Genomic DNA, 12,836 nt, shown 5'->3' with positions numbered 1-12,836 from the left:
CACGGCCGTGACTGACGGTTTCCCATACCCAGACATACGGCCGGAGAGGCCGACAGCCTCATGATCAGCAGCTTTTGTTAGAGCCAGTAAGTCCCATCCGGTCCCCCCCCCCTTTGAGTCTCCTTGACCCCAAGGTCGACAAGAAGCAGAAACACGGCAACCGAACCCCCTCTCGCCTGTGGCCGTGAAGGCGGCGGGCTTCGCCGCTGAGCCAGTCGAGCTCGGCGAGGTCGGTGGCGGCGGTGGTGGTGGACCAGTGATCGGCGACAGTGTTCTGCACGGCGGGCTCGAGGTCGGCGCGCACTGGGTCTGCCCGTTGCCCGATCCGGTCACCTGAGGCACCGCCGCCCCGCCCGTGGACGGGGGCGGGGCGGCGGCAGGCCAGCGAGGTTGGCCGGGGCCGGCCCTTTTCAGTCTCCCTCCTCTTCGGGGGGCGCTCCCTTGAGGGCTTCGATGGCGTCGACGGCGCTGCCGTCGTGGTCACTGCCGGCGGTGCCACTGCCGGCTTGTGTGTTGGCGGTGCGGTCGACTTCGAGGATGGAGTCGGCGTGGGAGTTGTCGATGACGGTGATCAGGCTGCTGTTTCCCCAGCCCGAGGCGGAGTCGTCATCGTCCGCCGTCGCCGGGGCCGCTGCGACGCCCAGCAGGGCCACTACCAGGATGCCTCCGGTGCGCATTCGGGGCACGGATCCCCTCATTCGGCCGCCCCTGCGCGCTCGGGCCGACGGTGTGCCATGTTCAGCTCCAGGAGACTCGTTGCGGCCTTCACACCGATGCCGTTGTCCGTGTCCACGACGGGCAGCCGGCCGTCGGCGTGCCTGAGTTCGGCGAGCGCGGAGTCCATTGCCTCGTGTGCGGCGAAGAGGCACGGCGTGCTGTAGATCGCGACGTCGACGCCGAGTGCGGACAGTTCGGGCAGGGACAGGCGAGGGGACTTTCCGCCGGCGATCTGGTTGAACAGCAGCGGCTTGTCGCCGACCACGTCGCGCACCCGGCGGATCCACTCCACGCTGCGGATGCCGTCGACGAGGATGACATCGGCGTCGGTGGCGGCGAGGGCCTTGGCCCGGTCGAAGATGTCGGCCTCCTCGGTGGCGTCGGTGCGGGCGACCACGACCAGGTCCTGCCGGGTCGCCAGCACCTGCTCCAGCTTCGTGAGGTACTCGTCGAGAGGGAGCACCTGCTTGCCGTCGGCGTGCCCGCAGCGGCGGGGCCGCTTCTGGTCCTCGAGGATCACTCCGGAGGCGCCGATGCGCTCGAGCTGTTCCACCACGTGGCAGGCGACCTCCGGGTCGACGTAGCCGTCGTCGATGTCCACCAGCAGGTGGTGGGCGGGGAACGCGCCGCGCAGCCGCTGGACGAAGGCCACCATGTCCGGCCAGGCGATGAAGCCGATGTCCGGCAGGCCGTAGTAGGAGGCCGCGAAGCCGAACCCGGAGACGAACATTCCGTCGTAGTGCTTGGCCGCGATGGACGCGGAGTACATGTCGTACACGCCGATCAGCGGGGTTGTTTCCGGTCCGGCGATCTGTTCACGCAGCTTCTTTCCGTACGTCAAGGCATGACTCCTCTGGGGTGGGGGTGAGACGCGCGGTCATTCGGACACCGAGTTCGGGCCGGTCGACGCGCCACAACGGACCAGTCCGCGCGGATGAGCCGCGACACGTCGGTCTTTGCCAAGACGAAAGAATCTCCATGGCGGCACAAAACACCACCATCACGGACTCTTTACTCACCCCACCGGCTCAACACATTCACCGCGGAAACGTTACTGAGTCATCCCCGAGGCGGTGCGGACCTCAAGAACGTTGCCTGTCCGGGAACTTGAAAGCGTGACGAAGGCATCGCCGTCTGGAGTAGTCGTGCAGCACGAACACTGGCCCGGCTCGTCATCGAGCTGACAAAGATTCGGCTTCGGGCGCAGCGGCGCACACAAGGGCGTGACCGAGGGCCATCGATCCCGCAGGCGCCACCACGGGCCGGAGCGCCCGTCGCCGTGGCGGGGGCGTGCGCCGGGGCGCGGCATGCTCGAGCGAATGCCCCCGAAGCGCTCGTCCCGTCTGGGTGAACCGCGAAGCTGTCGGCGTTGCCAGGGGCAGGCGCCACGCCCCCTCGGAGCAGACCGGCCTCATGGGCCACAGCAGGAGCGGAGACGCGTGCCGGGCCTCGGCGAGGCTGCCCCGCGGCGCCGGCCGCGACGAACGCGAGCGGCTCCGCCGTGCCCGACTCGGCGGCGGCCACCAACTGCAATCGAGCCCGGGGCAGGACCTTCACCAGTGGCAGCCCAGACCCCGTGAAGCCTTCGATCCCCCTGACAGGCCACCGACGGGGCCAAGGAGTACGGGCGATCCCGGAGCAAAACCATCGCCCAGTAGTCAACTTTGTCTAGACTGTCGGGCATGGAAGAGACGACCATCCCGATTCTGCCGTGCAGGACCATCCAGCCTGTTCTCGACTTCTACACCGTCCTCGGGTTCGAGGTGACCTTCCAGCAGAAGAGCCCCAACCCGTATGCGGTTGTGGAGCGAGGCGGCATTCAGCTTCACTTCTTCGCGTTGAAGCAGTACGAGCCGGCCGAGTCGTACAGCACCTGCTACGTCCTTACCGATGATGTCGATGGCCTCCACGGCGCCTTCCGGGCCAGGCTCAAGGCGGCGTACGGGAAAGTCCCGACCCGTCGGCTGCCGCGAATCGGGCCCCTGAAGGACACCTCGTACGGCATGCGGCAGTTCCTCATGAGCGATCCGGGCGGTAACTGCATCCGGATTGGACAGCAGACGAGCCAGGACCAGCACCACCGACCCGCACCCAAGGAACCCTTTTCTCGAGCCCTTCATCACGCATCCCTCCTCGCCGACTCGAAGGGGGATCCCGCGGGTGCCGCGAAGATCATCGATCGAGTGTTACGCACCGAGGACGAGCGGCCTGGGCCCGAGCAGTTGCTTCGCCTCCTCGTGCTGCGTGCGGACGTCGCCGGGCGCCTCGATGACGAAGAGACCGCGAGGTCCGCGCTCGCCCGAGCCGCCGCGATCCACCTCACCGACCAGGAGCGGCAGTCGGTCCGTGACGACCTCGAGCGCCTCGATGAGTTGGGGGTCCGAGGGATGGCACCGAAGGAACAGCAGCGGCGTCCCGCGAGCGATTGAGCCTGAGAGTGAAAGGCGACGCGCTCAGCGCAGGTCGGGTCGCGGCGCACGGTGCCGTTGCCGTTGCCGGCGGAGTGCTCACGCACGGCGCAGCCACATCCACGAAATCGATGGGGATGCCGATGTCGAGATCCCGTGGTCGGCTCCGTCCCCGTGGTGAACCCCTTTCACAGTGAGGAGCACGACATGAGCCAGCAGACCGGCGGCCGTATCGTCACCAACATCGCCCTCTCCCTCGACGGGCACTACGCTGCCCCGGACAACCCTCTCGACATGAGCTGGGTGATGCCGTACGCCGTGTCCGACGTCGCCCGCGACCATCTCACCAGCCTGTGGGAGACGGCGTCGACGGCCCTGCTGGGCCGGGTCAACGCTGAGGGATTCCTCGGGTTCTGGCCCACCGTCATCGGCATGGAGGGCGTCGACCCGCGCGACAAGGCCTTCGCGAAGTGGCTCGTCGAGACCGACAAGGTGGTCCTGTCCTCCACCCTCGACGCGGCACCGTGGGAACGGACCACGGTCGTCGACAAACCGACCGCCCAGGTCGCCGAAGAACTCAAGACGACCCGAGGCGGCGACGTCCTCGTGCTCTCCAGCGCGAGCGTCATCAAGGCACTGCTCAGGGCCGGCACGATCGACCGGCTGGCCCTCACCGTCTTCCCCGTACTACTCGGCGGCGGACCGCGCCTATTCGACGACGGCCTGCCCGCCGCCCAGTGGACACTCGTCAGCCAGACCGCGGGCGAGGACGGCACGCTCGCCCTCGTCTACGACCGCATCCGCTGAAGCCCACCGGCACACCCTCCGCCGCGGCCCGGGCGCAGGTGCCTTCTGTGGTCAGGCCGCGGCGCGGAACACGTACGCCGTCATCGGGGCGGTGACCGGCCCACGACCCAGACGGGTCGTCATCTCCTCGACGACCGTCGCCTGGACGGCCGGCCCGTCGCTGCGTTCGTCGATGGCCGCGCGGACCGGCGTCCCGGTGAGGAAGCCGGTGGCGACGTCGGCGACCGACGCGGCCCGGCCCTCCAGCGTCAGCTCGTGTCCCTCCTCGACGGCGAACCCGGCGGCCGTCAGGTCGGAGGCGACCTGGGTGGGGTCTGCGTAGCCGTGCGGAACGGTGGGAAGGAACTGCGGCGGGTCGTCCGGAAAGGCCCGCTCCAGTCCGGCCTGCAGTGCGGCTGCGAAGGAGTGCGTGGTGAGCGGGCCCCAGGTGTTGAACAGGAACCGGCCCCCTGGAGCGAGGACCCGGTGGACCTCGGTGAAGGCCGCTGCCCGGTCGGGGAAGAACATCACACCGAACTGGCAGACCACCAAGTCGAATGCCCCGTCCGGGAACGGCAGCCGCTGTGCGTCGGCCTGCCGCCATACCGCACCCGGCGCCCGCGCCGCCCCGAAGGCGACCATGGCCTCGTTCAGGTCGGTGGCCGTCACATCGGCCAACGGCGCCGCTCGGGTCAGGGCCGACGTCAACACGCCCGTGCCAGAGGCAAGCTCCAGGATCCGTCGAGGGTGGAGTACCGCCGCTCGGGCAGCCAGATCCTCGGCGAAGGGCCGGAAGAGCACCGGCACGAGATAGTGCTCATAGGCCGTCGGCATGGACTCCGACCACCGGCGGTCGGCATCATTTCCCGTCACCTTCGCAACGGTAGCGCCACCACCGGAACCGGACCTGGTGGCAGTGACCCGGCAAGGCCGAGACGCTGGCCGGTCCGGTCCTCACCGGCATCGGCATCAGGGCGGCCGCCACCGTTATCCGCCCCATCGTCGAGGCGGAGGATCGACTCACCGTCCGTGCCAGGAAAACCCCAGTTTCCTGGGGTACCCGCGCGCACTGCACCGTTCGAGACTGAAGCCATGAACACCTCGGAAAGCACCCTCACCAGTAACAAAGACCTTGTGCGCGGGTTCATCGACGCGCTCTTCACCAAACGGGACCTCGGCGCCGTCGACGACTACCTCGCCGAGGACTTCGTCAACCACGACCCTCCCTTCGGCGCGCCCGGCGATCGTGAAGGCATGCGTGCGGCCGGTGCGCTGTTCCGGTCGGCCTTTCCCGACTGGCACAGCGAGCCGCACCAGATGATCGCCGAGGGCGACCTCGTCGTCGAACACTTCACCGCGACCGGCACGCAGGAGGGAGAGCTGCTCGGCGCGCCCGCCCCGGCCCAGTACCGGACCGTGCACCTGCACGGGATCAACATCTTCCGTATCCGGGACGGACGCATCGCCGAGCAGTGGTGCCGGCTCGACGAACTGGGCCTCCTGCGCCAACTGGGACTCGCATCCCCGGAGGCGTAAGGTCGGAAGCATGGCAGGAGGGACCGCCGCGGAAGCGCGCCTGGAGCGCCGCATATCGGGCGTCCAGACCCTGTGCCGAGCGGGCCTGGACGTGGACGCACTGCACAGCGGCTTCCTGTACCGGTTGCGGACGATCATGCCGGTGGACGCGGTCTTCTTCGCCACGGTCGACCCGGGGACGCTGCTCTTCACCTCGGCCATGGCGGAAGAGCCGCTCGACACGGCGACCCCGCTGTTCCTGGAGAACGAGTTCGGCCGCCGGGACGTGAACAAGTTCGCTGTGCTGGCCGAGAGCGCACCTGCGGTGTCCTCCCTCGACCAGGCCACCGGGGGTGAACGCACGAGCAGCGCCCGCTACCGCGAGGTGATGGCTCCCCTCGGCCTCGGCGACGAACTCCGCGCCGCCCTGGTGATCGGTCATCGTTGCTGGGGCGTGCTGTGTCTGCACCGCGAGGACTCCCCCACCGGGTTCTCCGCCGACGAACTGACTCTGGTCCGCCGCCTGGCCCCGCACCTTGCGGGCGGGCTGCGCCACGCGGTCACCGGCGGCGCCCTCTCCGCCCGGCCTCCCCTCTCGCCCGACCAGAACCCGTCACCCGGGATCGTGGTACTCGACGACAGTCTCGCCCTGATCTCCCTCAATTCCGAGGCCGAGCAGTGGCTTGCCGACCTCACCGACAACCAGTGGCCCGGCTCCGGGACGCTGCCCGCGGCCCTTCACTCTGCCGCCGCACGACTGCTCTTCGCCGAGCGAGCGGATCCGCTGGCGTGCCCGCCTCCGGCCGCCGTCCGTCTGCGCGGCAGCTCCGGACGCTGGCTCTCCCTCCACGCCAGCCGGCTGGAAGATCCGGCAGGCCCCCGCATCGGCGTCGTCATCCAGGCCGTCCCACCGGCAGAGCTCGGTTCCATACTGCTGAGCGCATACGGCCTCACCGAGGCCCAGCTGCGCGTTGCCGCCCTCATCCTCAAAGGCCGATCCACCCGGGAGATCGTCACCGAGCTGTACATCTCGGCCAACACGGTGCAGGAACACCTCACCGCGATCTTCGACAAGCTCGGTGTCCGCAGCCGTCGGGAACTGGTCGCGACACTGCTCGCCTCCGCGCCGCCGGGCGAGCGGCATCCTCGCTCTCGCTGAGCTTCTTCGGTGTCGAAGCCGATCGAGTCGTCCTCCTTGCGGAGCCACTGGTCGGGCGACTGCTGCCGGGGGAAGGAGTTCGTGGAGAGTGCCGTCGCGGAGCAGCACCCGGTTCAGCCTCCGAGGCGGTGTGCAAGGTGGAGCAGATCTGCCAGGTGCAGTACCCGTCCGTCGAAGCCCGGGAGGGGGACGTGGAGTGGCCGGGTCCAGCGGGCGGGGATTGCGTCCAGCCCGTAGTACGCCCCCGCGAGGCCTCCGGTGACCGCGGCGACGGTGTCCGTGTCGCCGCCGAGGTCGATCGCCGCGCGTATCGCGTCTTCGAAACTGCTGGTGGTGCGCAAGGCCCAGACGCCGGAGCCCAGACAGGGCCAGACGGCACCGTTGAACTCGGTCGCCTGGTCGGGGTGCCAGTCGGGTGCGAGGACGGTGGCGTAGCGGCTGCGGTGGTCGGGGTGGACTTGAGCCAGGATGTCCGGGAGCACGGTGAGAGGGTCGGTGTCCTCGAACGTGACGCGGATGAGTTCGTGGAAGATCGCGGTGCCTTCCCAGGCCGCGCGGTCACCGTGGGTGAGCGCAGCGATGCGGCGCGCGGCGTCCATGGTGGCTTCCCGGCCGGCGGCCGCGAAGTGGACGGCGGAGGTCGATGCCCGCATCAAGGAGCCGTTTCCGGCCGCTCGTCGGTTGACCTGGAAATGGATCGCGGCGGCGAGGTCCCAGGGCATGCCGTTGGTCAGGACGTCTTCTGTCTGCAGGCCGATGTCCTTGGGGTCCGATGCTGCCCACCGCTGGAAGCGGGCGAAGATGTCCGGCAGATCCAGTCCGCCCTGCTCCAGCAGCGACTCCGCGACGAGGACGGCCATCTGCGTGTCGTCCGTGGCCTCGCCCGGGTCCCAGCCGCCGCCTCCGCACATCTCGCCACCGGCACCAGGCGCGGGAAACCGCGCGGAGAACGCCCCCTCGGGGCCGAACTCGAAGGGACCTCCCAGGGCATCACCCACCGCTGAGCCGACGACTGCGCCAGCGGCCCGCTCTATCCGCTTCATTCGCGCAGGTTATCTGTGCCGCGCGTCCCGATCAGGGTTCGATGCTCCGACGCCGAGCGGAACCCGCGGGTGGCGTCGAGCGATGCGGGATTCGCCGACGGCGAGGACGGGGGCGAGGTCGACGGTGGCCCGCTGTTCGTGGGAGCCGTTCCGGGAGCCCCTTCGCCCGGTCGTGCTCGGCGCAGCGTGCAGCAGCGATGTCCCAGACGCCTTCGCGGAGGGGGTACTGGGCCTATCGAGGGTGCCTACTGACCGGGGCGTCACGTTGGTTGCGCAGTTCGATGCCGGTGAAACCGAGGTGCCTCGACGGGCATCAGTCGGGTACCGTGCGGGCCATGTCGAGTCCTGAGTCAGACACGGTGGGGGCTTTCGGTCACGCCGTCAGCCCCCTGAACCACTGAGCTCGTAGCCCTCTCGTGGCGCCGCATCCTGCGGCCGGGCGAGGGTGCCTCGGGGCTGGCCGCGGTGACGAGATGACCTTCTCGTGCTTCTCCTCACCTCGGAGCCACTCGATGCCTCTCCCGCTGTATCTGCTTGCCATGGCGGTCTTCGCCATGGGCACCTCGGAGTTCATGCTCGCCGGCCTCCTACCGGGCATCGCCTCAGATCTCGATGTCACAGTCGGGACAGCAGGCACCCTCACCTCGGCCTTCGCGGTCGGCATGGTCATCGGTGCCCCCCTTGTGGCCGTGCTCGCCCGCAACTGGCCCAGGCGCTCCAGCCTTCTCGGGTGCATCCTCACTTTCGCGGCAGCGCACGCCGTGGGCGCCGTCACCACGAGCTTTCCGGTCCTGGTCGCCACCCGGGTAGTCGCCGCACTCGCGAACGCGGGGTTCCTCGCCGTCGCTCTCGCGGCTGCCACCACGCTGGTCCCAGCCGGGAAGAAGGGACGTGCGTTGGCCGTGCTGCTGTCCGGCACCACGGTGGCAACGATCGCCGGTGTCCCTGGCGGGTCGGTACTCGGCACGGTGCTCGGCTGGCGGGCCACATTCTGGGCCGTCGCCGCACTCTGCCTGCCTGCGGCTCTCGGCATCCTCAAGGCAATCCCGACGGGCCGTGTGAAGCAGGAGGTGACCGTCGGACCACCCTTGCAAGCGGAGCTCGCCCAGCTCACAAGGCCACCGTTGATTCTGGTGATGCTGCTGGGCGCGCTGGTGAACGCAGCCACGTTCGGAAGCTTCACCTTCCTCGCCCCCGTCGTGACCGACGCCGCCGGGCTGGGAGAATTGTGGGTCTCGGTCGTTCTGGTGCTCTTCGGCGCCGGTTCCTTCGCCGGGGTCACCATCGCCGGCCGACTGTCCGACCAGCGTCCCGGTCTGGTCATCGCAGTCGGCGGCCCGCTGCTGCTCATCGGCTGGCCGGCCCTGGCACTGCTGGCCAACAAGCCGGTCGCCCTGTTCGCCCTCGTGTTCGTGCAGGGCACCCTGTCGTTCGCGCTGGGCAGCACCCTGATCACACGGGTCCTCCATGAGGCCGCAGGAGCCCCGACCATGGCTGGCTCATACGCGACGGCGGCCATCAACCTCGGCGCCGCCTTCGGCCCCCTCATCGCCGCGCCCACCCTCAACACCTCAGTCGGACGTTCCGGGCCGCTGTGGTCGAGCGGATTCCTGGTCGCTGTTGCGCTGCTCATCGCATTCCCTCATCGCACAGTGATCGCGGCTGGCCGAAACGACTACGCCTACAGGGGCGGGCGGTACAGCCGCCGGCGTTCCAGCTGAGCACGGAACACCAAGCGTGGCGTCGCCACAGTCGATGGGGAGCAGGCCGGGGCAAGGTCTGGGCGCCTCTCAGCGCCCAGACCTTGCCCGAGGGCGCGGCTCGGGCTGGGGCTTTGTCCGGGCTGAGGCCTCGTGGTCAGCGATGTTTCCGCTGGGCTGTGCGCCTCCACGGCGAGAGGGCGGTACTCGCCCGGTTGCGCGTGCTGAGGGCGGCTTTCGTCGCGAGGGCCGCACCGATGGCGAGTGCGGATGCGACGCCGAGCGGATGCCGGGTCAGTGCGGTCTCCAGGGATCGGGCGTGTGACTCCTGGTCGAAAGCTCCGTGCGCACCGTGGTCGCTGCCATCGGGGCCGTCGACCGGTTCGAAGAGGTTGCTGTCTCCCGTCGGCGGGCGCAGGTCTGTCTGCTGGGAGTCGTAGCCGGTGCGGGCCAGGTAGCGGTCCAGCAGGGCCGGCATGAAGCGGTTGGCCCAGATGGTCGCGACGGTGGTGGCGCCTACGTAGTACTGCTTGCGACGCGGGTGATCGGCGGCGTGTACGACGCCGCGGGCAGCGACCTCCGGCTGGTAGATCGGCGGAACGGGCTGGGGGTGTTTGGGCAGCCGGCTGGTCACCCAGGAGAACTGTGGGGTGTTGACTGCCGGCATCTGCGCGACGGTGACGTGCACGTTGCTGCCACGGTGCAGCAGCTCGGTGCGCAGGGAAGAGGTGAAGCCGTTGATGGCATGTTTGGCGCCGCAGTACACCGATTGCAGGGGCACCGACCGTTCTCCCAGGGCGGAGCCGACCTGGACGATGGTGCCGTGGTCGCGGGGCAGCATGCGGGTGAGGGCTGCGCGGGTACCGTTGACGAAGCCGAGATAGGTCACCTCGGTGGCCCGCTGGTACTCCTCGGCGGTGATGTCCTCAAACGGTGCGAACACCGTGCTGAAGGCGCAGTTGATCCACACGTCGATGGGACCGAAGTGTTCTTCAGCGGCTGATGCAGCGCCTTCCACCTGCTCGGCACGGGCGACGTCGGCTATGTGCGCCAAGGGCCGGCCGCCGAGTGCCTCGACCTCCTGCGCAGCCGCGTCCAGTCCGGCCTGTCCACGGGCGATGAGGACGACGTTGGCTCCTCGCCGGGCGTACAGGCGGGCTGTGGCCCGACCGATGCCGGCGCTGGCGCCCGTGATGACGACGGTGGTTGGCATGGTCAGCTCCTTGATCGGGACGGGGCAGGTGGGTGGGCGAGACGGGCGGTGTTTTCCAGGAGCAGGGCATGGACGAAGGCCTGTGGAAGGTTGCCCCGTAGTTGGCGTTGGGCGATGTCGAACTCTTCCGCGTAGAGTCCCGACGCGCCGCAGGCGCTGCGGTTGCGTTCGAACCAGCGGTGCGCGTCGACCGTGTTGCCTCGCTGGTGCTCGGCGAGAGCCATGAGGAAACCGCAGAGCAGGAAGGCTCCTTCTGCCTCGTTGAGCGGTCGGTCGTCGTGGCGGAAGCGGTAGATGAAGTGGTCCTGGGCGAGGTTCGTGCGGCAGGCGACGAGGGTGGCTCGGGTGCGTGGGTCGTGGGCGGGGAGTGCGCCGCGCACGCCTGACAGCAGGAGGGCGGCATCGGTCTTGTTGTCGTGGGGGGCTCGCTGCCAGTAGCCGTCGGGGTGCAGGCTGCTGCGTTCGGTATCGGTCAGGAGCGTGTGGGCGAGCCCGGTGCAGGTGTCGGCCAGGGCGTGGCGCGGTGCCGCGTCGGCCAGGGCGTTGAGGCCGGCTACGCAGATGAGCCGGCTGTGTGTCCAGTGGTGATCGTTCAGTTCCCAGATGCCCGCGTCGGGCTCGCGCCAGCGTTCGGTGATGGCGCGCACTGCGGTCTCGGCGGCTTTCCATCCGTCGCTGTCCAGCCGGTCATGGCGTTCGGCGGCGGCGAGGAGCAGGAGCGCCTCGCCGAAGCAGTCCAGTTGGAATTGTTTGTCGACGTGGTTGCCGATGCGGCTGAACCCGCCGGGGTATCCGGGCAGGTCGAGTTCTTGCTGGCTGGGCACGCGTGTGCCGTGCACGGTGTAGGCGGGGGCCAGGTGCGGGCCGTCGGTGAGCAGGCGTTCGCTGACGAAGCGGACGGCGTCGTCGAGGAGGTGTGGGGTGTTGGCTGCGGCTGCTGCCTGGCCGGCGTAGCTCTGGTCGCGGATCCAGACGTACCGGTAGTCGTAGTTGCGTCCTTCTTCGGCGCGTTCGGGCAGGCTGGTGGTGGCGGCGGCGACCATGCCGCCGGTGTGGCCGGTCATGCCTCGCAGTACGGCATAGGCGCGACGTGCGTCGCCGGTGGCGATGGTGTCCTGCAGTGCGGGGACGGTGTGCCGCCAGGCTTGTTCGGTGGTGGCCCAGGTGTGTTCGGCGTTCGGCGCGGGGTGGTGCAGGGGTGTGGTGGAGCATTCGAGGACGAGGTCCTTGCGTTCGCCGGGCTGCAGTGTGAGGTCGGCGGTCAGGGCTGTGTCCTGGATGGTCGCTGAGGGTGCTCCCTGCCAGCGAAGGTGGTGGCGGCCGGTCGTGAGGTGCCAGGTGCCGTCGTTGTCTTGGTGCGGGGTGCTGGAGGGGGCGCGGCCGTAGTCGGCCCGCGGGTCGAGGACGATGCGCAGGTGGGCGGGACCGTCGACGGCGTGGACCTGCCGCAGGAGGATCAGGTGGTTCGTCTCGCCGGGGAAGGCCAGGCTCTCGCGGCATTCGATGACGCCGTCGGTCGTGATCCAGCGGCTGCGCCAGATCAGGGTGCCTTCTTCGTAGTAGCCGCCGGGTACCCACGGGCCGTGCGGGGTGACGGCGTACACGCCTGCGGCGCCGATGAGGGAGGCGAAGACGGCGTCGTCGTGCCAGGTGGGGGCGCACAGCCAGGTGATGGCGCCGTCTGGTCCGATCAGTGCGCCGCGTTCCCCGTCGGCCAGCAGCGCGTAGTCGTGCAGCGCGTGCGGCGGGAAGGACGTGATGCTCATGAAGGCTGCTTTCCGCTGTCAGGCTGCTCGGTAGGCCTGTGCGCGTTCGTGGTCCAGGGTCGGTCCCGGCCCGGGGACGCCGTCGGCGCCGGGTGTGATGTTGCCGCCGTCGGGGAGCAGCCAGCGGTCGAGGAGGAGTCGTTCGGTTCGGACGTGGTCGTGGAACCACTCCAGGCGCCGGACGTCGGGTATGGCTGCTGCTGCGTGGGCCTGGGGGTGCGGTGCGCAGTGTCCGGAGATGTCGACGCCGTGGGCCCGGGCGAGGGCGGCTGCTCGCGGCCGGACGGTGATTCGTCCGCAGCGGGTCATGTCGGCTTGCCGGCAGTCGGCCGCGCCGGCGGCGGGCAGGTGTGCGAAGTGCGGCAGGGTGTGGCCGTACTCGGCCGCGGATCGTCGTCGGCGCGGTCCCAGGCGGCGAGCAGGCCGTCGATGCCGTCGCCGGGGTAGGCGAAGACGTGGTCCGCTCCCCAGTCGCGCAGGCGTTCCAGCCGCTGGTCGGAGATCTTTTTCGACATGGTGACGTACCTTT

Annotated in this window: 13 protein-coding genes; 5 read left to right on the top strand and 8 right to left on the bottom strand. The window is 69.3% G+C overall.

From position 1 onward, the window contains the following. Positions 1-410: 410 nt before the first annotated feature. Positions 411-677 carry a hypothetical protein gene (locus AB0E77_RS11680; RefSeq protein WP_361568869.1) on the bottom strand — a complete coding sequence of 89 codons (267 nt, stop codon included), beginning with the start codon at positions 675-677 and terminating at the stop codon, positions 411-413. 17 nt (positions 678-694) lie between these two features. After that, a complete protein-coding gene (locus AB0E77_RS11675) occupies positions 695-1,558 on the bottom strand; it encodes an isocitrate lyase/PEP mutase family protein (RefSeq protein ID WP_361568838.1) in 864 nt (287 codons plus the stop codon). 841 nt (positions 1,559-2,399) lie between these two features. On the opposite strand from AB0E77_RS11675, the gene AB0E77_RS11670 reads away from it, so the two are divergent. Together AB0E77_RS11670 and AB0E77_RS11665 are read left to right on the top strand one after the other, a co-directional pair. After that, a complete protein-coding gene (locus AB0E77_RS11670; protein WP_361568837.1) occupies positions 2,400-3,146 on the top strand; it encodes a VOC family protein in 747 nt (248 codons plus the stop codon). 186 nt (positions 3,147-3,332) lie between these two features. After that, a complete protein-coding gene (locus AB0E77_RS11665) occupies positions 3,333-3,932 on the top strand; it encodes a dihydrofolate reductase family protein (protein WP_361568835.1) in 600 nt (199 codons plus the stop codon). 51 nt (positions 3,933-3,983) lie between these two features. Here the strand turns inward: AB0E77_RS11665 and AB0E77_RS11660 are convergent, their stop codons facing one another. Beyond that, positions 3,984-4,745, bottom strand: a complete 762-nt coding sequence (locus AB0E77_RS11660; RefSeq protein WP_361568867.1) for a class I SAM-dependent methyltransferase — start codon at positions 4,743-4,745, stop codon at positions 3,984-3,986. 258 nt (positions 4,746-5,003) lie between these two features. On the opposite strand from AB0E77_RS11660, the gene AB0E77_RS11655 reads away from it, so the two are divergent. Then, positions 5,004-5,447, top strand: a complete 444-nt coding sequence (locus AB0E77_RS11655; protein WP_361568833.1) for an ester cyclase — start codon at positions 5,004-5,006, stop codon at positions 5,445-5,447. 10 nt (positions 5,448-5,457) lie between these two features. After that, positions 5,458-6,585, top strand: coding sequence for a LuxR C-terminal-related transcriptional regulator (locus tag AB0E77_RS11650; protein ID WP_361568831.1), 1,128 nt, complete (start codon positions 5,458-5,460; stop codon positions 6,583-6,585). Positions 6,586-6,698: 113 nt separating this feature from the next. On the opposite strand, the gene AB0E77_RS11645 is transcribed toward AB0E77_RS11650, so the two are convergent. Further along, positions 6,699-7,628, bottom strand: a complete 930-nt coding sequence (locus AB0E77_RS11645) for an ADP-ribosylglycohydrolase family protein (RefSeq protein ID WP_361568829.1) — start codon at positions 7,626-7,628, stop codon at positions 6,699-6,701. A gap of 512 nt (positions 7,629-8,140) precedes the next feature. Between AB0E77_RS11645 and AB0E77_RS11640 the strand changes: the two genes are divergently transcribed. After that, positions 8,141-9,349 (top strand): Cmx/CmrA family chloramphenicol efflux MFS transporter, encoded by a 1,209-nt coding sequence (locus AB0E77_RS11640; RefSeq protein ID WP_361568827.1) that lies wholly within the window; start codon positions 8,141-8,143, stop codon positions 9,347-9,349. A 136-nt stretch (positions 9,350-9,485) separates the two neighbouring features. On the opposite strand, the gene AB0E77_RS11635 is transcribed toward AB0E77_RS11640, so the two are convergent. The 4 genes from AB0E77_RS11635 to AB0E77_RS11620 are packed head-to-tail and all read right to left on the bottom strand — an operon-like array spanning position 9,486 to position 12,822. After that, positions 9,486-10,541 carry an SDR family oxidoreductase gene (locus tag AB0E77_RS11635; RefSeq protein WP_361568826.1) on the bottom strand — a complete coding sequence of 352 codons (1,056 nt, stop codon included), beginning with the start codon at positions 10,539-10,541 and terminating at the stop codon, positions 9,486-9,488. Between the two features lie 2 nt (positions 10,542-10,543). Further along, the gene (locus AB0E77_RS11630) at positions 10,544-12,307 is read right to left on the bottom strand and encodes a glycoside hydrolase family 15 protein (protein WP_361568824.1); all 1,764 of its coding nucleotides are present in this window, start codon (positions 12,305-12,307) and stop codon (positions 10,544-10,546) included. A gap of 18 nt (positions 12,308-12,325) precedes the next feature. Then, positions 12,326-12,655 carry an enolase C-terminal domain-like protein gene (locus AB0E77_RS11625; protein ID WP_361568866.1) on the bottom strand — a complete coding sequence of 110 codons (330 nt, stop codon included), beginning with the start codon at positions 12,653-12,655 and terminating at the stop codon, positions 12,326-12,328. Beyond that, a complete protein-coding gene (locus AB0E77_RS11620; RefSeq protein WP_361568871.1) occupies positions 12,613-12,822 on the bottom strand; it encodes a hypothetical protein in 210 nt (69 codons plus the stop codon). Before AB0E77_RS11620 ends, AB0E77_RS11625 begins: the two co-directional genes overlap by 43 nt. Between the last annotated feature and the right edge of the window lie 14 nt (positions 12,823-12,836).

Source organism: Streptomyces sp. NPDC032940, from assembly GCF_040636935.1.
Classification (GTDB): domain Bacteria; phylum Actinomycetota; class Actinomycetes; order Streptomycetales; family Streptomycetaceae; genus Streptomyces.
The sequence above is the reverse complement of the archived record's forward strand: the minus strand, read 5'-3'. Positions and strand labels throughout refer to the sequence as shown.